The sequence below is a fragment of the Bacteroides caecigallinarum genome, from assembly GCF_016902295.1.
GTDB lineage: Bacteria > Bacteroidota > Bacteroidia > Bacteroidales > Bacteroidaceae > Phocaeicola > Phocaeicola caecigallinarum_A.
In genome coordinates this window covers 1-23,916 of sequence record NZ_JACJLQ010000016.1, presented here as the reverse complement: position 1 = coordinate 23,916, position 23,916 = coordinate 1, and the positions used below count along the sequence as shown (strand labels likewise).

At 39.7% G+C, this 23,916-nt stretch carries 20 protein-coding genes and 3 tRNA genes; 11 read left to right on the top strand and 12 right to left on the bottom strand.

The window, feature by feature from the left end; translation table 11 throughout:
* Positions 1 to 171: 171 nt before the first annotated feature.
* The 3 genes from mnmL to H6A27_RS07115 all read left to right on the top strand — a co-directional run bounded on the left by mnmL (position 172) and on the right by H6A27_RS07115 (position 2,756).
* Positions 172 to 1,101 (top strand): tRNA modification radical SAM protein MnmL/YtqA, encoded by a 930-nt coding sequence (gene mnmL / locus H6A27_RS07125; protein ID WP_204508128.1) that lies wholly within the window; start codon positions 172 to 174, stop codon positions 1,099 to 1,101.
* Positions 1,102 to 1,121: 20 nt separating this feature from the next.
* Complete coding sequence (locus H6A27_RS07120; protein ID WP_204508127.1) at positions 1,122 to 2,312, top strand: FprA family A-type flavoprotein; 1,191 nt, start codon at positions 1,122 to 1,124, stop codon at positions 2,310 to 2,312.
* A 153-nt stretch (positions 2,313 to 2,465) separates the two neighbouring features.
* Positions 2,466 to 2,756 (top strand): helix-turn-helix domain-containing protein, encoded by a 291-nt coding sequence (locus tag H6A27_RS07115; RefSeq protein ID WP_204402849.1) that lies wholly within the window; start codon positions 2,466 to 2,468, stop codon positions 2,754 to 2,756.
* Positions 2,757 to 2,829: 73 nt separating this feature from the next.
* Here H6A27_RS07115 and H6A27_RS07110 read toward each other — a convergent pair whose 3' ends face one another.
* The 4 genes from H6A27_RS07110 to H6A27_RS07095 all read right to left on the bottom strand — a co-directional run bounded on the left by H6A27_RS07110 (position 2,830) and on the right by H6A27_RS07095 (position 6,808).
* Positions 2,830 to 3,603, bottom strand: coding sequence for a prephenate dehydrogenase (locus H6A27_RS07110; RefSeq protein WP_204402847.1), 774 nt, complete (start codon positions 3,601 to 3,603; stop codon positions 2,830 to 2,832).
* Positions 3,604 to 3,702: 99 nt separating this feature from the next.
* Positions 3,703 to 4,770 carry a bifunctional 3-deoxy-7-phosphoheptulonate synthase/chorismate mutase type II gene (locus H6A27_RS07105; protein ID WP_204402846.1) on the bottom strand — a complete coding sequence of 356 codons (1,068 nt, stop codon included), beginning with the start codon at positions 4,768 to 4,770 and terminating at the stop codon, positions 3,703 to 3,705.
* 36 nt (positions 4,771 to 4,806) lie between these two features.
* Positions 4,807 to 5,991 (bottom strand): pyridoxal phosphate-dependent aminotransferase, encoded by a 1,185-nt coding sequence (locus H6A27_RS07100; RefSeq protein WP_204402844.1) that lies wholly within the window; start codon positions 5,989 to 5,991, stop codon positions 4,807 to 4,809.
* Positions 5,966 to 6,808, bottom strand: coding sequence for a prephenate dehydratase (locus H6A27_RS07095; RefSeq protein WP_204402842.1), 843 nt, complete (start codon positions 6,806 to 6,808; stop codon positions 5,966 to 5,968). The genes H6A27_RS07100 and H6A27_RS07095 overlap by 26 nt, the downstream gene beginning before the upstream one ends.
* 326 nt (positions 6,809 to 7,134) lie before the next feature.
* Between H6A27_RS07095 and H6A27_RS07090 the strand changes: the two genes are divergently transcribed.
* Positions 7,135 to 8,304: a MalY/PatB family protein gene (locus H6A27_RS07090; RefSeq protein ID WP_204508126.1), complete on the top strand. Its 1,170-nt coding sequence runs from the start codon at positions 7,135 to 7,137 to the stop codon at positions 8,302 to 8,304.
* Between the two features lie 108 nt (positions 8,305 to 8,412).
* Here H6A27_RS07090 and H6A27_RS07085 read toward each other — a convergent pair whose 3' ends face one another.
* The 4 genes from H6A27_RS07085 to H6A27_RS07070 all read right to left on the bottom strand — a co-directional run bounded on the left by H6A27_RS07085 (position 8,413) and on the right by H6A27_RS07070 (position 11,155).
* On the bottom strand, positions 8,413 to 9,366 hold the full coding sequence (locus H6A27_RS07085; RefSeq protein WP_204508125.1) for a tetratricopeptide repeat protein: 954 nt from the start codon (positions 9,364 to 9,366) through the stop codon (positions 8,413 to 8,415).
* Between the two features lie 160 nt (positions 9,367 to 9,526).
* Positions 9,527 to 10,105, bottom strand: a complete 579-nt coding sequence (locus H6A27_RS07080; RefSeq protein ID WP_204508124.1) for a cytidylate kinase-like family protein — start codon at positions 10,103 to 10,105, stop codon at positions 9,527 to 9,529.
* Entirely contained in the window at positions 10,077 to 10,835 is a 759-nt protein-coding gene (locus H6A27_RS07075) for a YczE/YyaS/YitT family protein (protein ID WP_204508123.1), read from the bottom strand. Before H6A27_RS07075 ends, H6A27_RS07080 begins: the two co-directional genes overlap by 29 nt.
* A gap of 146 nt (positions 10,836 to 10,981) precedes the next feature.
* On the bottom strand, positions 10,982 to 11,155 hold the full coding sequence (locus tag H6A27_RS07070) for a winged helix-turn-helix domain-containing protein (protein WP_204508145.1): 174 nt from the start codon (positions 11,153 to 11,155) through the stop codon (positions 10,982 to 10,984).
* Positions 11,156 to 11,163: 8 nt separating this feature from the next.
* Between H6A27_RS07070 and H6A27_RS07065 the strand changes: the two genes are divergently transcribed.
* Positions 11,164 to 11,436 (top strand): LytTR family transcriptional regulator DNA-binding domain-containing protein, encoded by a 273-nt coding sequence (locus H6A27_RS07065; RefSeq protein WP_204508144.1) that lies wholly within the window; start codon positions 11,164 to 11,166, stop codon positions 11,434 to 11,436.
* Between the two features lie 95 nt (positions 11,437 to 11,531).
* Here H6A27_RS07065 and H6A27_RS07060 read toward each other — a convergent pair.
* From H6A27_RS07060 to feoB, 4 genes are all read right to left on the bottom strand, one after another.
* A tRNA-Lys gene (locus H6A27_RS07060) sits at positions 11,532 to 11,604 on the bottom strand.
* A gap of 14 nt (positions 11,605 to 11,618) precedes the next feature.
* Positions 11,619 to 11,690, bottom strand: a tRNA-Cys gene (locus H6A27_RS07055).
* A 27-nt stretch (positions 11,691 to 11,717) separates the two neighbouring features.
* Positions 11,718 to 11,789 (bottom strand) — tRNA-Cys (locus tag H6A27_RS07050).
* A 439-nt stretch (positions 11,790 to 12,228) separates the two neighbouring features.
* Positions 12,229 to 14,709, bottom strand: a complete 2,481-nt coding sequence (feoB, locus tag H6A27_RS07045; protein WP_204402834.1) for a ferrous iron transport protein B — start codon at positions 14,707 to 14,709, stop codon at positions 12,229 to 12,231.
* Between the two features lie 175 nt (positions 14,710 to 14,884).
* On the opposite strand from feoB, the gene tilS reads away from it, so the two are divergent.
* From tilS to H6A27_RS07015, 6 genes are all read left to right on the top strand, one after another.
* Positions 14,885 to 16,171, top strand: coding sequence for a tRNA lysidine(34) synthetase TilS (gene tilS / locus H6A27_RS07040; protein ID WP_204402832.1), 1,287 nt, complete (start codon positions 14,885 to 14,887; stop codon positions 16,169 to 16,171).
* A gap of 203 nt (positions 16,172 to 16,374) precedes the next feature.
* A complete protein-coding gene (locus H6A27_RS07035) occupies positions 16,375 to 16,551 on the top strand; it encodes a histone H1 (RefSeq protein ID WP_204402830.1) in 177 nt (58 codons plus the stop codon).
* A 144-nt stretch (positions 16,552 to 16,695) separates the two neighbouring features.
* Positions 16,696 to 21,120: a DUF5113 domain-containing protein gene (locus H6A27_RS07030; RefSeq protein ID WP_204508122.1), complete on the top strand. Its 4,425-nt coding sequence runs from the start codon at positions 16,696 to 16,698 to the stop codon at positions 21,118 to 21,120.
* 28 nt (positions 21,121 to 21,148) lie between these two features.
* Positions 21,149 to 21,877 (top strand): DUF5932 domain-containing protein, encoded by a 729-nt coding sequence (locus H6A27_RS07025; RefSeq protein ID WP_204402913.1) that lies wholly within the window; start codon positions 21,149 to 21,151, stop codon positions 21,875 to 21,877.
* Entirely contained in the window at positions 21,867 to 22,586 is a 720-nt protein-coding gene (locus H6A27_RS07020; RefSeq protein WP_204402827.1) for an AbgT family transporter, read from the top strand. Before H6A27_RS07025 ends, H6A27_RS07020 begins: the two co-directional genes overlap by 11 nt.
* 76 nt (positions 22,587 to 22,662) lie before the next feature.
* On the top strand, positions 22,663 to 23,760 hold the full coding sequence (locus tag H6A27_RS07015; protein WP_204402825.1) for a TlpA disulfide reductase family protein: 1,098 nt from the start codon (positions 22,663 to 22,665) through the stop codon (positions 23,758 to 23,760).
* Positions 23,761 to 23,916 lie beyond the last annotated feature (156 nt).

The window sequence follows — 23,916 nt, the reverse complement described above, 5'->3', positions numbered from 1 at the left end:
ACAATATTTTACTCTTCAAAGAATAGCAGATATTCCATCTTTCTTCTCCACTTAATGCGCGGAATACTTTTTTGTATGGTATAACCCTTTAAATGACTTATAAAAATCTGTTTTTTCATTTATTGTCGTTTCGGCGGAAAAATATTATCTTTGCATTGTATTTTTAGTCAGATGGATAATAAGATAAGATATAATGATTTCGGGTGTTTTCTGGCAAAACACTTCCCGTATAAGGTTCAGAAAATCTCAGTCAATGCAGGCTTTACATGTCCTAACCGTGACGGTAGCAAGGGATATGGGGGATGTACTTATTGTAACAACCAGACATTTAATCCGGAGTATTGCCGGACAGAGAAGTCTGTGAGACAGCAACTTGAAGAGGGAAAGGAGTTTTTCTCAAGAAAGTATCCCGAAATGAAATATCTTGCTTATTTCCAGGCTTATACCAATACATACGCTGAGTTGGAAAAACTCAAGGCGATGTATGAGGAAGCACTTTCTGTAGATGGAGTAGTGGGACTGGTTATAGGTACACGTCCGGACTGTATGCCGGATTCTCTATTGGATTATCTGGAAGAGATAAACGGCAGGACTTTCCTCTTGGTGGAGTATGGTATAGAGAGTACAAACGACGCTACCCTGAAACGCATAAACCGAGGTCATGATTTTGCGTGTACAGCTGATACTGTGGAGCGGACTGCCTTAAAAGGTATAATGACAGGAGGACACGTCATATTGGGACTTCCCGGTGAGGATAAGGATATGATTATACGTCAGGCGAAAGATATATCATCATTGCCCCTCACTACACTGAAGATGCACCAGTTGCAGCTTATAAAGGGAACAAGAATGGCGCACGAGTACGATGAATGTCCTGAAGATTTTCATCTGTATTCGGCAGAAGAATATATCGATCTTGTTTTGGATTATATAGAGCATTTGCGTCCAGACCTCGTATTGGAAAGGTTTATATCGCAGTCGCCGCGCGATTTACTTATTGCTCCTGATTGGGGATTGAAGAACCATGAATTCACTGCGAAGCTGAAGAAGAGGATGATTGAAAGAGATTCGTATCAAGGGAAAAAATTAGTCAACATATAAATAACAAATTCATATTTAAAATGGAAATTAAAGGTAAAGTACATTACGTAGGTGTGAACGACCGCACCAAAGCATTGTTCGAAAATCTTTGGCCGTTGCCATACGGCGTGTCATACAACTCTTATCTGATTGCAGATGATGAGATGGTGGCATTGGTGGATACAGTTGATGTTGCATTCTTTGAAGTATATCTGAAGAAAATACGCAGCATTATCGGCGACCGTAAAATCAATTATCTTATTATAAACCACATGGAACCTGACCATTCTGGTTCTATAGCTCTCATCAAGCAGTATTATCCTGATATCGTACTTGTAGGTAACAAGAAGACTTTCGAAATGGTGGAAGGATATTACGGGGTTACCGGCGACCGCTATGTAGTTGCCGACGGTGATTTCCTGAAACTTGGTTATCATAACCTTCGTTTCTACCTTGTTCCTATGGTTCACTGGCCTGAAACAATGGTTACATACGATGAAACAGACGGAATCCTGTTTGCGGGTGATGCTTTCGGATGTTTCGGAGCTTTGAACGGTGGATGCATCGACAGGAATATCAATACAGATATTTATTGGAATGAAATGCGCCGTTACTATGCTAATATCGTTGGTAAGTTCGGAAATCCTGTACAGAAGGCTTTGCAGAAACTTGGCGGACTGAAAATTAATACTATCTGTTCTACTCACGGACCTGTTTGGGAAGAAAAGATTCCTCAGGTCGTTGATATGTACGACAAGATGAGCCGTTACGAAGCTGAAGAAGGTGTTGTGATAGCATACGGAACTATGTACGGCAATACAGAGGAACTGGCTGAGGCAATAGCTGAAGAACTGAGCCGTCAGGGTATCAAGAACATTATCATGCACAATGTTTCTCACACTCATCATTCATACATTTTGGCTGATGTGTTCAAGTACAAAGGTCTTATCGTGGGATGTACTACATACAATATGAATCTTTATCCTGAAATGGAATCGCTGTTGAGCAAGATTGCATCCCGCGAAGTGAAGAACCGTGTGATGGGCTACTTCGGCTCATATACTTGGGCAAGTGCTGCTGTGAAGAAGATTGGCGAATACACTGAAAAACTGAAGTTTGAGGTTGTAGGCAACCCTGTAGAAATGAAGCAGTCTATGAAGCAGGACAACTATGCTCAGGCAAAAGAACTTGCAAAGGCTATGGCTGACCGTCTGAAAGCTGACAGAAAATAATCAGTTTTAATGAATATAATAAGAAACAGATTGTTCCGTATGTGGAATGGTCTGTTTTTTTTATGGTATAATTATTTTGTCATTTTCTTGCATAAATGTCATTTATAAGTTACCTTTGTGCTATGGACAAGATAAGGCAAGTCAGGCAGGAAAATGAATACAACATCACTTGATCAGATTAAAGAGCGTTATTATGGAGAGAAAGGAACTCCTGAACGTGATAACCTGGAAAGAGAACTTGAAGCTTTGCGAATAGGGATAAAAATTCGGGAAGCAAGAGAGAAAATGAAATTAACCCAGTCTGAATTGGCAGATCGTATTGATAAAAAACGGTCTTTTATATCAAAAGTGGAGAATGACGGTGGAAATATCACTCTTAAAACTCTTTATGATATAGTAGAGAAAGGGTTGGGCGGTAAATTGAAAATAGAAGTCCAGATATAATCGTAGAGTGTTATTATAAAACAAAATACGGGCTGTTACGAGAGCATAAACTAACGTAACAGCCCGTTCTGTTTTATTTTATATTGTTTCGAATCTTGCTAAGATAGGCATGTATGCCGTCGGCATCCTTGCGGCTTATAATGTCAAGAAGCTCGTTCAGCTCTGTACGTATTCCTTCCACCTGTTTAGGAGTACGTGGGTTGAAAAGGATTTCCTGAAGCAGATAATCGTCTTCGTTCAAAACCCCCTTGGCTATTGCCATGTGGCGTTTGAAAGTTGTACCCGGCGCATCCTGATGTTTCATCACTGCGGCGAATACGAATGTTGATACGAAAGGAATAGACAGAGAGTAAGCCACTGTATCGTCGTGCTCATCGAATGTATATTCGAAAATGTTTAGTCCAAGTCTTTGGTAAAGGTCCTTGAAGAACACTTTGCCCAGACAGTCACCTTCCTTTATTATTATGGCATTCTCCGTACTCAACTGGTCGAGGTTGGCAAATGTGGGACCGAACATAGGGTGGGTTGATACATATCTGAAGCCGCAATTGTCATAGAACTCCTGAAGACCTGTCTTTACAGACGCTATATCGCTTATGATACAGTCTTTAGGGAGAACAGGAAGTACTTGGCGGAATGCTTCGAGGGTGTATTTCACTGTCGCTGCATTAATCACAAGTTCAGGGCGGAATTCCTTAATCTCGTCTAATGATGTAAAACGCTGGCAGTTGTACATGAAACGCAGGTTCTGAGGCTTTACATCGTAAACCGCTACTTCGTGGTCGAAACTCAATACATCGGTAAAAAAGGAACCCATTTTGCCGGCTCCCATTATTAATATACGCATTTTTTAAGTTTTTAAGTTGTTGAGTTCTTAAGTTTTTAAGTTGTTGAGTTTTTAAGTTGTTGGATGATAACAAACTGACAAACTTAAAAACTCATGAACTTATTTGTTTATTATTTCCATCTGCTGGCGTACGCTTTCTTCGTGTATAGCTTCGAATACATGTTTCACAAATTCAGAATCCATACCGCACAGAGAACCTTGTGCGCCACGCTTGTCAAGGATTTCATTGTAACGTCCTGTCTGGAGGATAGTCATATTGTGTTCTTTCTTGAATGTTCCGATTTCACGGCACACGCGCATACGTTTTGCCATAATCTCCATCAGTTCGTTGTCGCATTCGTCTATCTGGCGTCTCAGCTCGCTAAGGCTTTCTGTTGACTGGCGTTCCTTACGTATAACCAACAGATTGAGGATATAGTTGAGCACATCCGGCGTAACCTGTTGTGAGGCATCGCTCCATGCACTGTCAGGATTGCAGTGGGATTCCACAATCAGTCCGTCGAAACCGAGGTCCATAGCCTGCTGGCATAGTGATGCGATAAGTTCACGTTTACCACCGATATGGCTTGGGTCGCACAGGATAGGAAGGTTAGGAATACGTCTTCTCAGTTCGATAGGTATATGCCATTGTGGAAGATTACGGTAGATTTTCTTGTCGTATGAAGAGAAACCGCGATGAATGGCTCCCAAACGCTTAATTCCTGCGTTGTTTATTCTCTCCATCGCTCCAATCCATAACTCAAGGTCAGGGTTTACAGGATTTTTTACAAGAACAGGTATGTCAACTCCTTTCAGGGCATCGGCTATTTCCTGTACGGCAAACGGGTTGGCAGTGGTACGTGCACCAATCCACAGGATATCTATTCCCGCTTTAAGACATTCATAGACATGTTTTGCTGTAGCGACTTCTGTAGTTACATACATTCCTGTTTCCTTTTTAACCTCTTTCAGCCATGCCAGACCTTCAACTCCAATACCTTCGAAGCCTCCCGGTTTGGTACGTGGTTTCCATATTCCGGCGCGGAAAATTTTTGTGCCATTGTTGGCCAGCTGTTTTGCTGTGCTCATTACTTGTTCTTCTGTTTCTGCGCTGCAAGGTCCTGCTATAATCAAAGGACGTTCTTCTGATACGCCTTCCAGTCTGATGGGTTCTAATTCGAGTGCCATAGTTGTAATATTTTAGATTTATTTGTATTGTAAATTTTATTTCATATTCTTGATTCTTTCGAGCGCTTCTGCTAATTTTTCATCTTTTGCGCAAAGCGAGATGCGGATGTATCTCTTTCCGTTGCTTCCGAATATAAATCCCGGAGTGATGAAGACTCTGGCTTCGTGCAACACTTTTTCTGTCAGGTCTTCCACATCGTTGTATGATTCCGGAATCTTGCCCCAGAGGAACATTCCTACCTGATTCTTGTCGTAAGTACATCCTAGCTCGTCCATAATTCCTTCTGCCAGTTTGCGGCGTCGGCTGTAAACATTTATGTTTGCCTCCTCGTGCCATTCGGCGCTGTTCTGATATGCCTGTGCGGCTGCCAACTGCATTGGTCGGAATGTTCCTGAGTCGATGTTGCTCTTTATTTTAAGTATCCACTGCACGAAAGTGGCGTTTGTTGCAAGCATTCCCACACGCCAGCCCGGCATATTGTGGCTCTTGCTCATAGAGTTGAATTCAATACAGCATTCTTTCGCTCCAGGAACATTAAGTATGCTTATAGGTTTGCGGTTGAGAATGAAGCTGTAAGGATTGTCGTTCACAACTACGATGTTGTGGCGGCGTGCGAAACCGACTATCTTTTCGTAGAGTTCCATTGTGGCATTGGCTCCGGTAGGCATGTTAGGGTAGTTGGTCCACATGATTTTCACTCCTGTAAGGTCCATCTTCTCAAGTTCGTCGAAATCCGGCTGCCAGTTGTTGTCTTCGCGCAGGTTATAGTTGATTATTTCACTGCCAAGTATTTTGTTTAGCGAAGTGTAAGTAGGGTAGCCAGGATTTGGAACCAGAACCTTGTCGCCCGGATTTACCAATGCCAAGGTAACGTGCAGGATACCTTCCTTTGAGCCGATAAGGGGCTGTATTTCTGTTGCCGGGTCAAGATCTACATTGTACCATCTTTTGTACCAGTCGGCCATGGCCTTTCTCAGTTCCGGTATTCCCACGGTAGGCTGATATCCGTGCGCGTCTGCTTTCCTGGCATTTTCACAAAGTACGTTGATGGTTTCTTCTGAAGGCGGCATGTCAGGACTTCCGATTCCGAGGCTTATCACGTTTTTGCCTTCGGCGTTCATCTTTGCCACTTCCTTCAGCTTTCTGCTGAAATAGTATTCACTGACATTTGCCAGTCTGTCGGCCGGCTGAATGTTATATTGTTGATTCTCCTTCTGCATATTCTCCTAAAATTTTAAGTGCTTTTGTAAGCGGTGTAACAGCATCTATAGACTGTTTGTATCTTAAATAATCATTAAACATCACGTCAACGTAGAACATGTATTCCCATTCGCGTCCGATTATCGGCAGTGACTGTATCTTCGTCAGGTTTATCTTGTAGAATGAGAAGATTGAAAGTACTTGCGAAAGGCTTCCCTCGCTGTGTGGTAATGAGAATACTATGTTAGCCTTGTTTACCTTCGAGCGGTCTTTTATTTCATCGGCAAGCCAAGGATTGCAAACTACCAGAAAACGTGTGAAGTTATGTTTGTTTGTTTCTATTCCTTCTTCCAGAATTTTCATGTCGTAAAGTCCGGCAGCATATTTGGAACAGATGGCCGCATGTCCTTTCAGGTTGTTCTTTCTGATATTCTCGGCACTTCCTGCTGTGTCTTCTGTTTCCACTACTTTCAGTTCCGGATGGCTGTGGAGGAAATCGCGGCACTGAGCCAGGGCTACAGGGTGGGAGTTTACTTCTGTAAGGTCTTCCCAGTTATCTTCCGGCAGACACATTATGCTGTGGCTTATTCTGAGTTTGTGTTCGCCTATGATTGTGGCGCCACTTTCACGAAGGAGTTCGTAGTTATGCAGCAGGCTTCCTGCTATTGTGTTTTCTATCGCAATCACGCCTATCACGTCGCTGTCTTTCTTCATTTGTGCAAACACTTCCTCGAAGGTATTGCAACAGATAAGCTCAATTTCTTCTTCCTTGAAATACTTGTGGGCAGCTATGTCGTGATATGAGCCCTTTACTCCTTGAATTGCTATCTTTCTCATTTTTTTATTTAACCATTAAAAAAAATCCCGCCTCATATAGAAGCGGGATTTCGTTATTTTATTTTGTATTGATTATCTTTCGTATCATGCACATACGACTTCCCGCTTCACTTCATTGCTAAAGTAAAAGTAATAAAAGAAAAAGAAGAAGTATGTAGCAAATGTTTTCATAAAATACTTTTTGTTATCGTTTCTGATGCAAATGTAATACTTTTCTTGAAAAAACAAGAATATGATGAAAATTTTCTTCAAAATTTTTAATTTTCAAGCATTATTACCTTATTTTGTAATGCTTAATTGATATTGCAACAAACAAAATAGTCATTATGAAGTATAATTTTGATGAACAGATTGACAGAAAGAATACGAATGCTGTCAAGCTTGACGAAATGAAAGATATATGGGGTAGGGACGATCTTATCCCGATGTGGGTGGCAGATATGGATTTTGCCACACCGGATTTTGTAATCGATGCCGTGAAGAAACGTTGTGAACATCCTATATTAGGTTATACAATGAAGTCGGATGGTTATTACAACTCTATAGTAAACTGGGTGAAGGACCGTTATGGTATGGTGGTCGAGAAAAAACATATTGACTATGTGCCTGGTATAGTTGCCGGACTGGGCATGGCATTGAAATGTTTTACATCCCCCGGCGATAAAGTTGTGATTATGCCTCCGGTTTATCATCCTTTCGCATGGCTGACTACGAAAAACAACAGGCGGTTGGTGGAATGTCCCATGATATTCGAGAACGGGGAATACAGAATGAATCTTGAACTTCTACGGAGCATAAAGAAAGGTGTTCGTGCGCTTATTCTTTGCAATCCTCATAATCCGGGTGGGGTAGTGTGGAAAAAAGAAGAGCTTCAGGAACTTGCGGAAATCTGTGCGGAGGACAATATCCTTGTGTTTTCTGACGAAATACATGCCGACCTTACTCTTCCACCGCATAAACATATTCCATTTGCCATGGTTTCTGAAAAGGCAAAGAATAATTCTGTCACTTTCATGGCTCCAAGCAAGGTCTTCAATATGCCTGGGGTAGCTGCTTCGCACACCATTATTTATAATGATGCTTTGCGCGCGAGGTTCGAGACTTATCTTGAAGCCGGTGAGCTTGGAGCGGGCCATGTGTTTGCATTCCCTGCCGTTGAGGCTGCCTATTCGAATGGAACAGAGTGGCTTGACCAATGCCTGGAATATATTCAGGGAAATATAGATTATGTTGACTCTTTCCTGAAAGAGAATACCCCGAAAATCAAGGCTATACGTCCGATGGCATCATACCTGATATGGCTGGATTGCCGTGAATTGGGATTGAATCATGGGGAGCTAAATTCATTCTTCGCCGACAAGGCTGGTCTTGCATTGAATGACGGCGAGATGTTCGGTCGTGAAGGCGCAGGGTTTATGAGAATGAACGTCGGCACTCAGCGTTCTGTGGTTGAGCGTGCCATGAAGCAATTGTCAGAGGCGTATAAATCTTTATAACAACCATAAAAATAAGTCCGGCAATAAAAGTTCTTTATGCTTTTATGCCGGGCTTTTATTTTGTTTAAATACCGTTTAAACAGTGTTTAAATACTGTTTGAAAATGGATTAATATATTCCTACTTTATTTTCCTGAGAGAAATTGTTGTAATTGCCGTTTATCAGATTTTCGCTTTCCGGATTAAGTTCTATAGCTTTTTTCAAGTCCTCTACAGAACCATCCTTATCACCCTTAAGCAATTTCACGCGTCCTCTTTCCTGATAAAGTTTGGCATTCTCCGGTGAAAGTTCCAACGCTTCGTCATAAACTGCAATAGCTTTGTCGAATTCTTTGCTTTCCAGCAGGACTGTACCTTTTATTATATAAGCCTTTTCGTTGAAAGGATTCACGGATAGCACTTTATCTAAATACGAGATACCTTCTTCCTGCTTTCCTGTCGCTGCACAAATCTCTCCTTTCAGGACCAGAGCATCCTCATCATCACTCTCCTTTGACAGGATAACGTCAAGGTCGTCTATAGCTTCTTTGGCCTGCCTCATGCTCCATAGCACTTCGGCTCTAAGCTGGTATGCATCCTTGAAGTCTTCGTCGAGGGCTATTGCTTTTGTCAGCATCACGATAGCCTGTATGTAATCCTTGATTCCCATTGCAGCCTTTGCCGCCAGATAGAAAGCCGCTTTGTTTTTGTCGTCTATTGCAATAGCTTTATTACAAACTTCTTTCATGGTTGAGTAATCTTCCTGTATGAAGCATACGCCTGCAAGCGATAGTAATATCTTTGTGTTTTCCGGTTCAAGTTCTGTCAGGCGGTTATAAACAGTTCTTGCCTCGTCTGTCTTTCCTGTTTGAATGTATGAAGCGGCCAATAGCTCCATTGTTTCAGTATCTTCCTTCAAAGCTGTAGCTTCTTCGAAACATTTGATGGCATAAGGCAGTTGATGGATATTGCGCGCTCTGATGCCGTCGTATTTTAAAATCTCAAAATTCTTCTTTTCCTGTTTCTCCTGTTCGTTGCTTTCGTCTTTCTTGTTCCCGCCGAACAGGGATGATAATAGACCCATAATCTGATATATTTATTTGTTAGTTGGTGCAAAAATACAATTTTTTTTGTACACCCTTAGAGAGTTGAACCAAATTTGAACTTTGTAATTAAGAATAAAATATTTAATCATTTGGAAACTTGTCACGTTAAAAATAACATGATTAGGCTTGTACCATAAATTATTCAGGAATTTTCTCTGTGTATATTCCCTTGATAAAATCAGCGATATTTGATATTGGAATAGTGCTGGTATCGAATGTAATATTATAGTTTCTTGAATAACCCCATTCTTGACCGGTGTAATGGAAATAATGTTCCTTCCTATTCTTATCTGTTTGTTTAATGGTTTCTAATGCCTTATCTGATGAAACGCCATATTCGTTAATTACTCTATTTATTTTAAATTCCATGTTTGCATATAAAAATACATTGATAGTGTTTGGACGGTCTTTTAAGATATAGTCAGCACAACGACCAACAATAATACATGGTTTTTCAGATGCAATGCGTCGAATGATTCTACTTTGTGCAACGAACAAAGCATCATCATAGGACATACTTTTATTTAATGGGGCTTCGTAATCCTGCATTATCATTTGATATAGTAGTGAGTTAGGTAATTTCTGCTCATTTTCGGATATAAAATCCTCACTAAAATTTGTTTCTCCGGCAACTAAAGTTATAAGTTCCTTATCATAGAATGTAATTCCTAATTGTTTTGCAAGTATTTTACCTAAATTGTGCCCCCCCACTACCATATTCTCGTGATATAGTAATAACCAAAGGTAAATTTGTATTATTTGTATTTTTGGATGTGGCTGTTGTTGCTGTTGTTCCTGTCAACCAGTTTCTCAAAGAGAAAAGTCGCGGCATGATAATACGAACAAATGGTCCTGTAAGAAGTGATGTAATTACAGTGCCTTCTCGTACTCCTTCAATATTCCCGGACATAACTAATGAGCATATAATGGCAATAATTACAAGAGATACATCAAATCCGATTTTTATTGTTCCAAAGTCTTTTTTAAAGCGCATTGTAGCAAATTGTATTGTATATTCAGCGCTAATCATTGTCACATCGGCTATGACTTCCAAGCATATTCCAAGCGCTAATATGATACATCCGATAATCAGAGAAATGACTTTTAAAAAATATGATTCAAGGGTGAGGCTGGTTGTTAACCACATAGTCAGATCTGTAAAGACAGACAATACAAATGCAACCGGAAACTGCATTAACAGTTCCATTTTCTTTTCTTTTATCTTTTCTTTACCTAACAACAATAATTGTAATATAATCAGGACTATGGTAAATAAAAAGAAATACATGCCTAAAGATACAGACGTGTTAAGGCTTGCTACATAAGGCACACTTGTTATAGGCGATGTGCCTAAATCGGAACGTGTGATGATACTGATTCCTAACGCAATAATTAAGAGTGAGATACAAAAAACAAAATATCTGCGGATTAATTCTTTCCTTATCATATATAATAATGTGGTATATTTATGAAAATATTATGTCTTAGAATAAACTGAAAAAACTTTATCCGGCATTAAAGCCGGATAAAGTAAATTAGAAAATGAGTTTTTTTATAAAGATTATGTTGGGTTCGTTTTTTTTGAGTGAATCATTAATAGTAAACGTTTAATGATAAAAAGAATACATCCTTGCCTGATGATTTTTCTTCCTCAAACTCAATATTTCCTTCTCTGGCTAACCAGCCTATAGCTGCATTCAATTCTCTATCTGTTAGTTCAGAAGCTTTTTTAAGGTCATTATAATACCATTTTGCCTGATTACTAATAGGTTAATATTCTGTTATCGGACATTCTATATGTTGAGGCTTTGGGGAATTATGTTAAGATCATGCGTCGTTCAGGAGGTCATGTCCTTACGCGTAATAATCTGAAATCTATATACAATCTTCTTCCATCTGACAGATTCCTAAGGATTCATCGCTCATATATCATAGCATTAGATGTTGTTTTATCATATTCGCATACAAAAATTACATTAAAAGGAGACATTAGTTTGCCTATAGGAATTCAATATGCTTCGTTCGTAGCTAAAAGATTAGGTGAATGAATCATTTGATTTCTAAAAATGGATTGATAAATTTGTTATGGCATACAAAAAGAGAAGTATTGAAAGTCAATAGTCTTTCAATACTTCTCTTTTTGTACACCCTCAGGGATTCGAACCCTGGACCCACTGATTAAGAGTCAGTTGCTCTACCAACTGAGCTAAGAGTGCATTCTGCTATTTTGAGGTTCCTGGCGGATTCGAACCGCCGTACACGGTTTTGCAGACCGCTGACTAAGCCACTCATCCAAGGAACCGTAGCAATTAATTTTTTCAGTAAAGTGAGGTTCCTGGCGGATTCGAACCGCCGTACACGGTTTTGCAGACCGCTGACTAAGCCACTCATCCAAGGAACCGGAAGGCATTTTGATATTGTTTTTCTCAAATGCGATGCAAAGGTACTTCTTTTTTTTAAATGTGCAATACTTTGTATTAAAAAAATATCTTTTAATTTGTACTTTGTCGCTTGTTTAATAATTGCAATACTGATTGTATATCCATTAAAGACGGCTGTTTGTCTTGTGTTTCAGAGCATTATGTGTAATATATATTTTCAATGTCTTTTTATGCTCTATTTTTGTAGATAAACACCTTCTAAACGGTTTGTAAACACCTTCTAAACGTATGGAAAATTTATTCTAAGATTTCTTTTCGCATGCATTCTTAAGGGCGCATCCTGCGCAAGAGTCACATGCGGATTTCCCTTTGCCTGATAATATTCTGTATATATGTATCCCTACGAAAACGATACAAAGGATTAATATTACTCCTATAATTATAGATTGAATGTCCATATTATATAAATAGTTTTCCGATTTGAAATACGAGGAATGACACAATCCATGCCAATGCTGTAGTATAAGTGGCGGCAAAAAGTGCCCATTTCCAGCTGCCGGATTCTTGTTTGATGGCGGCTATTGTCGCCACACAAGGGAAGTATATCAAAATGAAAAGCATATATCCGAAAGCAACAAGTGGAGTGATGTTCAGTCTCTCGGCCAATCCTGTACTGTCAACGTCCTCATTGTCGGCATAAAGGACTCCCAATGTACTTACTACAAGTTCTTTGGCACCAACTCCTGAAAGGATACCTATACCCATTTTCCAGTCAAATCCTAATGGCTCGATAACAGGTTCGATGGCTTTTCCTATCTGGCCTATGTATGAATGTTCCTGCTGCTCTGCCTGTGTAGCGTATTCATTATGGTTAGGATAATATCCCAGGAACCAGATAATGATAGATGCCACCATGATTATGCCTCCCATCTTCTTAAGATATTGTACGCCTTTTTCCCATGTATGCCTTAGTACTGATTTTACAGTAGGCATCCTGTAAGGCGGAAGTTCCATTACGAAAGGGGCATCGTCGTCCTTTACAATAAATTTGCTGAATATCCTTGCCACGATTATAGCAAGCAATATTCCTGTACTGTATATTGTCAGCAATACAAGGCTTGCATGTTTCTGGAAGAATGCACCGATAAGTATAAGGTAGATTGGCAGACGTGCGCTACATGACATAAGCGGTGTTATGAGCATTGTCACAAGTCTTGACTTGCGGCTCTCTATGATGCGCGAGCCCATTATTGCCGGCACGTTACATCCGAATCCCATAATCAGCGGAATGAAAGATTTGCCGTGCAAGCCCATCTTATGCATAATTTTATCCATAATGAATGCGGCACGGGCCATGTACCCCGAGTCTTCCATTATTGAAATGAAAGTATATAGGATAAGTATGTTTGGAAGGAATACTATTACACCTCCAACACCGCCTATTATACCGTCAACTATCAAATCTTTAACCGGTCCGGCAGGAATGAAATTATCAGCAGCCTGAGCTATAACTCCAACCAACCATTCGATAGCCTGCATAGGGTAGTCGCCTATGACAAATGTACCTTCGAACATGATGTAAAGGAAGATGAAGAAGATAGGAAATCCCCATATCCTATGCGTTACTATGCTGTCCACTATGCGTGTAAATAACTCGGTGTTCTGGTTGTTGTCTGTATATGTTTCTTTCAGAGCTCCTGAAATGAAACCGTATTTTGCATCAGTGATGGCCTGTTCGCTGTCTTCGTTCATCGCGGCCTTTATTCTTTCGGCTTCTCTGTTTCTGATTTCGATAATAGTGTCGGCGTTAGGCATGTCGGAAATTATGCGGCGTTCAATATCCTTGTCGTTTTCCAGCATTTTGATGGCAAGGAAACGTGTAGAGTATTTGTGCCTGATATTATCTATTTTGCCTATTTCCTTTTTGACAGCTTCTATGCTTCTTTCAAGTTCCGGTCCGTGATTGATATGTATATGACGGATGAAGTTTCGGGGTGTGAAATCGTTTTCCTCTTCCTTGTGGCTACCGTATTTATGGTCCGGAACGTATGCGTCATGCCATTTACGGTACTCTGAAAGGGCTTCATTCTGGATTTCTTCTTTCTGTCCCATGAAGTCCGCTCCTTCGTATAGCCCGATAATTACGTGGAACAGTTCGTCTATACCGTCGCCTGTACGGCTTATTGTAGGTACGGCAGGAACCCCCAACAGCTGGCTCAGTTTCTTTATGTCAAGCTTGTTTCCGCTGTTCTGAAGCGCGTCGTACATATTGAGCGCAATAACCATTCTGACGTTCATGTCAATCAACTGCGTTGTAAGATACAAGTTCCTTTCTATATTTCCTGCGTCAACCACGTTGATAATAACGTCCGGTGTCTGCTCTATAATGTGTTTCCTTACGTACAGTTCTTCAGGACTGTATGCTGATAATGAGTAAGTGCCAGGAAGGTCTATAAGGCGAAAATGATAACCCTGGAAATCGAAGAAGCCTTCTTTCGCATCGACTGTTACTCCACTGTAATTCCCTACATGCTCGTGTGAGCCTGAAGCTATGTTGAACAATGATGTCTTTCCACAGTTTGGATTGCCAACCAATGCCACGTTTATAGTACGTCTTTTACCCTGTGCCAAAGCTTTCATCTGTTCTTCTGTTACCGGTATGTTTTCGGATATAGGGTCGTACAATGATGTTCCTGTAGCTGTTTTTCTTGCTTCTTCTTCACTGATTATTTCTATCATCTCCGCTTCCTGTCGGCGTAATGAGATTTCGTATCCCATTATTTTATATTTGATAGGGTCTTTTAGGGGAGCGTTCAGTATTACTTCAACGGTTTTTCCCTTGATGAATCCCATTTCGATGATTCTTCTTCGGAAGCCTCCGTGTCCCAATACTTTGACTATAACTCCTTTTTCTCCTGTTTTGAGTTCCGATAATTTCATGATTCTTCTATTTTCCTGCAAAGATAGCTGATACTAATTTTTTATGCAAGCTATTTAGATTGTTTTTAAATAATAAAGTTGTGGCTTGTGTGGCTTGGCGCTTCCTGACAATCGTTTATCTATAAAATCTATATACTTTGATATATCATCTTTACAAAAATGCTACATTTGCAGTATGTTAGAACGTAGAATAGAAAGATATATACATGATAAGGAACTTTTCGGCCATAGCGATAAGCTGGTCGTTGCCTTAAGCGGTGGAGCCGATTCTGTGGCTTTGCTGAGAATCTTGTTGTCGCTGGGTTATGATTGTGTGGCCGCGCATTGTAATTTCCATTTACGCGCAGAAGAATCGGATAGGGATGAGGCTTTTGTAAGAAATCTTTGCGGAAGCGTGTCTGTACCTCTTGAGGTTGTACATTTTCAGACAGCCGGATATGCAAAGGAAAAAGGCTTGTCTATAGAAATGGCAGCCCGCGAATTGAGGTATGAGTGGTTTGACGCTATCAGGAGAAAAAATGGTGCTTCGTATATAGCTGTTGCCCATCATAAGGATGACAGTGTGGAGACTTTTTTGCTGAATCTTTCCCGTGGGACCGGAATTAACGGTCTTAAAGGTATTATGCCAAAGAATGGATTGATAGTACGCCCTATGCTTGAAGTCGGTCGTGATGATATATTGGAGTATTTGGGCGGTTTAGGACAAGATTATGTCACGGACAGCACAAATCTTGAGGATGTCTATACACGAAATAAGATTAGACTTGATATTATCCCTTTGTTCAAACAGATTAATCCTTCTTTTTGTGATTCTGTATCGGAAACAGCATCGCGCCTGGCAGGAGTGGCATCCATATACAGGCAGGCTGTGGCAGAATCTTTACAGCGTATAAAAATCTCACCAAATTCTGTATCAATCGGAAAATTGTTATTGGAAGTGTCTCCTCAGGCTGTTCTGTTCGAATGGTTATCACCGTTAGGATTTAATTCGGCACAAATTGATGATGTATTGAGAAGCTTGAAGTCAACGTCCGGTAAAATGTTTTATTCAAAAGACTGGACATTACTTAGAGACAGGGATACGCTTTTGTTGAGAACAAAGGATAAGGAAACAGAAAGTTTTGTTCTAAACTATAAAACTTATAGAGTTGAACCAGGTTTTGAAGTTCCAAAACGTTCAGATGTAGCATATCTTGATGCGGATAAGCTTTGTGGAGAGTTGAAGTTGAGAAAGTGGCAGTCCGGTGACAAATTTGTTCCTTTTGGAATGAAATGCTTTAAGAAAATTCGTGATTATCTGCGCGACAGGAAACTTTCATTGTTTGAAAAAGAGAATGTTATGGTTGTTACTTCAGGTGATAATATAGTGTGGATAGTAAACGAAAGAACAGACAATAGATTCCGTGTTGACGGTAAGACAGAAAACGTTGTCGAGATTGAGGTCTTGTCTTCAAAAACCTGATATGGATAACAATTTTTCTTTTCTGTAAAAAAAGATATTAAGCTAATATATAATAAGATATAAGATTATATGTTTTTTGGTTAAATATAGTAAAATGTATATCTATTGATAATGTAAATCCAAGTTTTTGTATTTACTTTGAAGAAACCAAGGTGTTTATTATGAACGGATTTGGCCTTTTAGAATTTAATAAATTATAATTTATGAACGAATTAATTGGAAAGATTCAGGAATTGAGCGCGGCTCTTATTGCTGATGCTACTCAGCAAGCTGAAAAAGGAAACAAAGCTGCCGGTACACGTGCACGCAAGGCATCTTTGGATTTGGAAAAAGTGTTGAAAGAATTTAGAAAAGTTTCTTTAGAAGAATCTAAAAAATAATGTTTTGGCAACGCTTTATTTAGAGGGTTGTATTACTTCTGTATTTTTGGAGTGATACAACCTTTTTGTTTAAATGTTTTGTCATGAAATAGTTTGGCGGTTTGGCGTGTATCGTCATATATTAATTTAATTAAGGAGATTGAAATGAAGAAATTCTTCGATATGTTTTTGTTTTTTTTGTTACTTGTGACAGTCTCTTCTTGTCATAAGGATGTTGTGCGTGATGCTGTAATGTCGGAGATAGATTCATTAAATAATCTTTCGTATAATTTCCGTTATAAGGACCTCACTAAGTCATCGGAATTTGCTGAGCAGGCATTTAATCTTGCTTCACCTGATTATTCGGATTTTCCGGAAGTACTTAATAATATGGGCTTTTGTGCATATATGCGGATGGATTTCGAGAAGTCCATAAAATTGTATTCCACGGTGGTGGATATTTCCGACAATGAGGTTGAATGTCTGGTGGCTGATGTTGGATTGATGAAAATATGTCAGCGTACTTCTTCAAACAAGGAATTTTATGATTATCGGAACCGTGCCCGACGCCGGATAAAAAGAATAAGTCAGGATAAGGTAGTGGAGACGGATTCTATATTGTCGGCGAGGTTCAACTATGCGCTTTCAGAGTTTCATATAGCTTCTGGGGTTTATTTCTATTATCTACAACAGGAAAAAGAATCAATGGCAGAGATTGATGCCATTGATATAAATAAGATTAAATCTGATACGGCCCAATTACTTAACTATATGTATATGAGGGGATCGGGTGGTATGTATTCTGCTCCTACAGCCAATGAGGTAGTTATCGGAGAGTTCGGCTATCTTTTGGACTGTTTGAGAATCTCTCATGAAAAAGGTTATGTATATTTTGAGGCAAATTCGCTTCAGGCTATGGCTGAACTTCTTAATTTCAGGTCTAATAGGACTTTGATTTCTGAAAAGAGGAAGGCATGGCTTGAAATTGTAAACGATGATGACTGTCCTATTGACAGTTTGCCGTTGAACCTGGCTAAGCGTGCGCTGAATCTTTTCCAGACTTATGGAGACTGGTATCAGATATCGGGCGCATACAGAACTATGGCTACATATTATAATTATATGGGGATGCCTGAAAAAGCTTTGCCACTCCTTGACATGGCATTGCAATATGTCAACATGCATCATGAAAAGTTTTATAATTGCAATGACTCAACGGACCGACTGAGAACATATAGTCCTGATATACCCTATTCGCTTGAGCTCAAATGGATAAACAAGGATGGTATTAAGACTGTTCCCGAGTGGATTGCACGCTTGAGGGAACAGCTGAGCCGTACTTATTCGGCAATGGGGATGAAAGCGCAGTCGGACTATAACAGAAATATTTATCTTGATATATTGGATTATACCCGTCAGGACAAAGAATTGGAAAGCAGATATGCCGCTCTTGACCGAGAATCGTATCTGCTGAATGTCCTGCTTATGATGGTTATGCTTGGCTTCTTTATTCTTGCCGTTGTTATGGTTTTGCTTAACAGGTTCTGGAGAATAAGGAATAGTCTTTATATAGACAAACTGAAAAAGGTTCTTGAGGTATGTCGTAATATAACAGCTTCTGTACCTGTTGAGGCTTCTGGAGCTGATGAGGTGGTGACAATGGTTGAACAGGCTATAAGGCTTGACGTGCTGAGCATTACCGGATCTGATGATTTGTGGATTGAATTATCTTCAGGTGAGAATATTTCAGACAAACCACAGTGGGTTTCAGGTAACAGGATGCCTGTAATTGACCTTGTCGCTCCTGGAAGAAGTGAAGCTGTAGGGAGGTTATGGCTTAAGAAAACAGGAAAACTGAGACGCGACGAGACATCTGTAATGAAACTTGTAATTCCTTACATGGCGTGGACGCTTGAAAACGGATTGAACTTAATGATGCTGACTGACGAAAAGGTTAGACTGGAACATGAGGAGTATATTCACCGTAAACATATAGCCGAGAATAAGCATCAGAATGAAGTGAAAAAAGCTTGTGTGTCAATAGTTACTGGTATAATACCCTATATAGACAGAGTTATAAACGAGGTGGCTAAACTACGAAAAGCCTCATTCACCAAAGTAGATGATGTCAGAAATTCCAAGTTGGATTATATTGAAGAATTACTCTCAAAGATTAATGACTACAATGAGATTCTTGCGGTCTGGATTAAGATGAAACGTGGAGATATAAGCCTGAATATAGAAAATTTCGGACTCGACGAACTCTTTGCTGTCATCTCAAAGGGCAAGCGTACTTTCGAAATGAAGAAGCAGACACTCGATGTTGGCGAGTGTCATAGTATAGTTAAGGCAGATAAGGCTTTGACCATGTTTATGATTAATACTCTGACGGACAATGCGCGTAAATATACCGGCGCAGGTGGCAGTATTAAATTATATGCAAGAGAGGAAGATGACTATGTGGAAGTTTCAGTTACAGACAATGGTCCCGGACTTTCACAGGCTGATGTGGAACGTATATTGAACGAGAAGGTTTACGACTCATTAAAGATAGGTGTGGATACAGCTGCTGATACTGATGAGCTTGCGCGTCAGAAAGGTCATGGCTTCGGACTGATGAACTGTAAGGGTATTATTGATAAATACAGAAAGACAAGCCCTTTGTTCAGTGTTTGTATGTTCGGAATTGATAGCGAACCAGGAAAAGGAAGCCGTTTTTATTTTCGCCTTCCAAAAGGTGTAAGGAAAGTTATAACTCTGTTTATCCTGTTGTTCTCTTTCGGAGTCCTGCCTTGTAATGCATTAAGTAGTCCTGAATCAAAGGCTTTAACTCAAAATGGTTATGTGATATCTGGTTACGACAGTCTTCTGTCTATTGCTAATATGTATGCCAATATGGTTTACGAGAGTAATGTAAGGGCAGAATACCGTCAGGCTTTAAGCTTTGCCGATAGTGCTTTCCATTATCTGAACATGCATTATCTTGAATATTCCGGAAAGAAATCACCTCTTCTATATACTGAGAACAAAAATAAAGTTCCTGAACTTGTATGGTTGAATGAGAATTTTGATACAGACTATTATATTATTCTTGATGTACGCAACGAGGTGGCTGTAGCCAGTCTTGCCGTAAAGGAATTTTCAAAATATTATTACAATAACAGGGCTTATACTTCACTCTATAAACAAATTAGTGAGGATAAATCGTTGGAACAATATTGTCAGAAGATGCAGCGTTCTTCGAACAACAAGATTGTAGCGATTATGCTTTTCGTGGTATTGATAATAGTGGGTCTGGTGGCATATTATGTAATGTATCTTAGGCGAATGCTTCATTACAGGTATAATATGGAACAGGTACTTACTATCAACAGTTCCGTATTTTCGTCACTTGCGTCGGACAGTAAATCACAGTTGCCGTCCGAAATATGTTCAAAAGCCGTAAATGTTATTTTCCGTGATATTAACGAACTTCTTACCATTGAAAACCTTGTTATAGGCGTTTACGATGAGGTTGATAAGAAACTGAACTGCTCATGGTATAAGGATTGTAACGATGAAAATATTCTGGACAAACTGAATAAATCATATTTTAGTCAAAGTATAAGTTACGATGAATACAGCAACTGGATTTTCATTCCATTGCGTGTAGATGTTCCTGATGGCGTGAAGTATATAGGAGTTATGGCTATGATGTGCGATGAAAGGTCAGTAAGGATAGAGGACAGATTATTGCTCGAGGTTGTAGGAGAATATTTGGGAGTTGCGCTATATCATACCATTGTACAGGTAGAGCAACGTTTTCAGGATATTGAATTGGCTAAAGATGAGGCATTGAGAGCCGAGCATGAGGAGAATACGCTCCATGTTCAGAACCTTGTGCTTGACAATTGTCTTTCTACTATCAAGCATGAGACTATATATTATCCGGGAAGACTGAAAAGAATTGTTGACCAGGTGAGGAAAGCGGACAATTTCACTACTGATGACGTTTCAAAGAGCCTCGAAGATATGGATGAACTGGTGAATTATTACAAAGAAATATTTACACTTTTGTCATCATGTGCATCAAGGATGCTTGATGGGGTAACTTTTAAGCGTTCGTCAGTCGATGTCTCGCATGTGCTGGAATATACCCGTAAGTATTATCTGAAGTCAGTTAAACGTATGAAGTCGTATCCTGTACTTGATATAGAAGTCCAAAATAACTGTATTGTGACAGGCGATGAAATATTGTTACGTTATCTTTTTGAAAATCTGTTGGATGAGGCGTTGAGGTATGCTGGTGAAGGAGAATTGTTGCTGAAAGTAGGCATTGATGACGGTTTCGCAAGATTTGATTTCATTGACCGAAGACGAAGTTTCACTCAAGAAGAGCTGAATTTGCTGTTTTATCCTGATAATGCGAAAGTTGGTGTATCCGACAATGGTGATGTATTGTACGGAACGGAATATCTGATTTGCAAACAGATTATCAGAGACCACGATGAATTTGGCGGACGAAGAGGATGTCGCATAAATGCTAATGTAGCCGATGACGGTGTGGGATTCAGTGTATGGTTCACTTTGCCGTTGAAAACTGTGATATAGGAAATATAAGAAAACAAAGATATATATTATTAAGATGGAAAAATTTAAAGTAATAATAGTAGAGGATGTAAAGTTGGAATTGAAAGGAACTGAAGAAATATTCAGACATGAAATTCCAAATGCTGAAGTTATAGGCACTGCCATGACAGAAGCGGAGTTCTGGAACTTGCTCGAGACAAAATCTCCTGATATGGTTTTGTTGGATCTCGGATTGGGTGGTTCTACAACGATAGGTGTTGACATCTGTTCGCGTCTGCATAAGCAGAAGCCGGAAATCAAGATTCTGATATTCACTGGCGAAGTACTGAACGAAAAATTGTGGGTTGACGCTCTTAATGCCGGTGCCGACGGAATAATTCTTAAGACAGGCGAGTTGCTTACGGCTGTAGATGTACAGGCGGTAATGGAAGGGAAGAAACTTGTGTTCAATTATCCTATTCTGGAAAAGATTGTAGCTCGCTTCAAGCAGAGTGTAGCTGCCGAACAGAGACGTCAGGAGGCAATCATTGACTATGATATTGATGAGTATGATGAAAGACTGCTCCGTCACCTTGCCCTGGGTTATACAAAAGAGATGATAACAAATCTCAAGGCTATGCCATTCGGCGTCAAGTCCATCGAGAAAAGACAGAATGAGCTTATAAACCGTTTGTTCCGTCCTGATGAAAGGGTTGGGGTCAACGCATGCCGTCTTGTAACCCGTGCATTCGAGTTGAGAATACTTGATATCGACAATCTTGAGCCCGATGAGGAATAGAAACATTATACATCCGGCTACTGTATTCTTCCTGCTTTGGTGGCTTGTAGCTATAATCTCATGGATTGGTAGCATATATGCCTGGAACGGTGTTAAGAATATTATTAGTACAGAAGCGTTGAGATGGTTTCTCAGATATTCTGAAGAGAGACTCATGTCATCGCCTGTACTATATATAGCCATAATATTCTTCATGTCGGTAGGGCTTTTTGTTCATTCAGGTCTGGGCGGAGTACTTTGGCGGATAGTGCGTCATGAGCGAAAGCTTTCGGGTAAGGAGAAGAAATCGCTTGTTGCGTCTGCATTGATAGCTGTGGCTTATTTCATAGTTTATGCCTTGTTGGCATGGGGACCGTGGAATATAGTCCGTGGCGTTACAGGCAGGTATGTCGATTCGCCATTACACGATGGGGCTTCAGGTATATTGGCATTAGGTTTAGGCTTGGTGTCAATGATGTATGGATATTCGGCCGACCATTACCGAAGTGATACGGATGTGGTAAAAGGAATGTCGTATTTGTTTTCACGTTTTCCTTCATATTTAGTATCATTGTTTTTTGTTATAAATTTTGTTACCGCGTTTGATTACAGTGGTTTGGCTGAATATATAGGAATGACGCGCGAAATGTTTGATATCGCTGAGTGGATATGTTGCTTCCTTCCTGTTATATGGGAATTTTGCCTTCATCAGAAAATTAAATATAATTAAAACGTTATGTTCTATATCATAATTAGACAATAATGATATAAATTTGCAGACAATAATTTTAGATTTAAAAACAAAAATGAAAAAAGTATTACTATTTGCTGCAGCAGGTGTGATGGCATTGGCTGCATGTCAGGAAAAAGGCGGTTATACCATTAACGGTACTATTGCCGGTGCGAAAGATGGTGACTATGTTTACATGCGCTATTACGAAGGTAAAGAAGCCGTTACAGTGGATTCTGCCATAGTAAAAAACGGTAAGTTTGAATTTAAGGGAATGCCTGATTCTATATATGCGCCAAAATTCATAACTTATGGTGACGATATGCAGTATATCAATGCATTGGTCTTTACTGAAGAAGGTAATATTACACTCCAAATGGCTGAAGGTAACTCTAAGGCGTCAGGAACTGCCGCCAATGATGCCTTTGCCGCATTCAGTGAGAAATATGCAGATTATGAAAATCAGATGACAGCGATTGCTACAACCTATCGCACAGATTCTACACTTACAGATGTACAGAAGGATTCTTTGGTTGAAGCTTATGACAAAATAATGGACGATTGCATGGACTATATCTATAGCCAGACAGAAGTTAACATTGAAAATGCTGTAGGAGCATATCTGCTGCAGTCTAACGGATTCTCTTTCGATGTTGAACAGGCTAATGCTTTGATGCAGAAATTGCCACAAAAATTCATGTCTTCGTCTATGGCCGGACTTAAGGAATATCTTGACAATGCGATGAAGACAGTAGTAGGAAACAAGTATATTGATTTCACTATGAATACTCCTGAAGGAGAAACTGTTAAATTGTCTGATTTCGTAACTAAGAACAAATATACACTTATTGATTTTTGGGCAAGCTGGTGCGGACCTTGTCGTCAGGAAATGCCTAATGTGGTCGAAGCTTACAAGCAGTTCAAGAACAAGGGCTTCGGTATTGTTGGCGTTTCATTGGATAAAGATGCTGAGCAGTGGAAGAAAGCAATTAAGGATTTGAACATTACATGGCCTCAGATGTCTGACCTTAAAGCATGGCAGTGTGAAGGCGCCAAGCTATATGGCGTTCGTGCGATACCTGCTACAGTACTTGTAGATCAGGAAGGAACAATCGTTGCAAGAAATTTGCGCGGTGATGAGATTGCTTCAAAGCTTTCTGAGTTATTAAAATAATATAAGGATTAAATTTGTGTCAGCTTAATTTAGTATCTGAATTAAGCTGACTTAATACAGATTTACTTTACACCGTTTTAACAAATTAGAGATTAAAATGGGAAAGAAGAAATCAACACATCGAAAATTTGATTTGGAATTTAAGTTATCAGTATT

What these genes read in the sequence shown, in the direction of transcription:
- feoB (WP_204402834.1), bottom strand. Translation starts at nt 14,709, where the DNA reads ATGAAATTATCGGAACTCAAAACAGGAGAAAAAGGAGTTATAGTCAAA.
- H6A27_RS07015 (WP_204402825.1), top strand. Translation starts at nt 22,663, where the DNA reads ATGAAAAAAGTATTACTATTTGCTGCAGCAGGTGTGATGGCATTGGCT.
- H6A27_RS07080 (WP_204508124.1), bottom strand. Translation starts at nt 10,105, where the DNA reads ATGGTAGTGGGGGGGCACAATTTAGGTAAAATACTTGCAAAACAATTA.
- H6A27_RS07020 (WP_204402827.1), top strand. Translation starts at nt 21,867, where the DNA reads ATGAGGAATAGAAACATTATACATCCGGCTACTGTATTCTTCCTGCTT.
- H6A27_RS07030 (WP_204508122.1), top strand. Translation starts at nt 16,696, where the DNA reads ATGAAGAAATTCTTCGATATGTTTTTGTTTTTTTTGTTACTTGTGACA.
- mnmL (WP_204508128.1), top strand. Translation starts at nt 172, where the DNA reads ATGGATAATAAGATAAGATATAATGATTTCGGGTGTTTTCTGGCAAAA.
- H6A27_RS07035 (WP_204402830.1), top strand. Translation starts at nt 16,375, where the DNA reads ATGAACGAATTAATTGGAAAGATTCAGGAATTGAGCGCGGCTCTTATT.
- H6A27_RS07095 (WP_204402842.1), bottom strand. Translation starts at nt 6,808, where the DNA reads ATGAGAAAGATAGCAATTCAAGGAGTAAAGGGCTCATATCACGACATA.
- H6A27_RS07115 (WP_204402849.1), top strand. Translation starts at nt 2,466, where the DNA reads ATGAATACAACATCACTTGATCAGATTAAAGAGCGTTATTATGGAGAG.
- H6A27_RS07090 (WP_204508126.1), top strand. Translation starts at nt 7,135, where the DNA reads ATGAAGTATAATTTTGATGAACAGATTGACAGAAAGAATACGAATGCT.
- H6A27_RS07120 (WP_204508127.1), top strand. Translation starts at nt 1,122, where the DNA reads ATGGAAATTAAAGGTAAAGTACATTACGTAGGTGTGAACGACCGCACC.
- H6A27_RS07085 (WP_204508125.1), bottom strand. Translation starts at nt 9,366, where the DNA reads ATGGGTCTATTATCATCCCTGTTCGGCGGGAACAAGAAAGACGAAAGC.
- H6A27_RS07105 (WP_204402846.1), bottom strand. Translation starts at nt 4,770, where the DNA reads ATGGCACTCGAATTAGAACCCATCAGACTGGAAGGCGTATCAGAAGAA.
- H6A27_RS07100 (WP_204402844.1), bottom strand. Translation starts at nt 5,991, where the DNA reads ATGCAGAAGGAGAATCAACAATATAACATTCAGCCGGCCGACAGACTG.
- H6A27_RS07110 (WP_204402847.1), bottom strand. Translation starts at nt 3,603, where the DNA reads ATGCGTATATTAATAATGGGAGCCGGCAAAATGGGTTCCTTTTTTACC.
- tilS (WP_204402832.1), top strand. Translation starts at nt 14,885, where the DNA reads ATGTTAGAACGTAGAATAGAAAGATATATACATGATAAGGAACTTTTC.
- H6A27_RS07075 (WP_204508123.1), bottom strand. Translation starts at nt 10,835, where the DNA reads ATGATAAGGAAAGAATTAATCCGCAGATATTTTGTTTTTTGTATCTCA.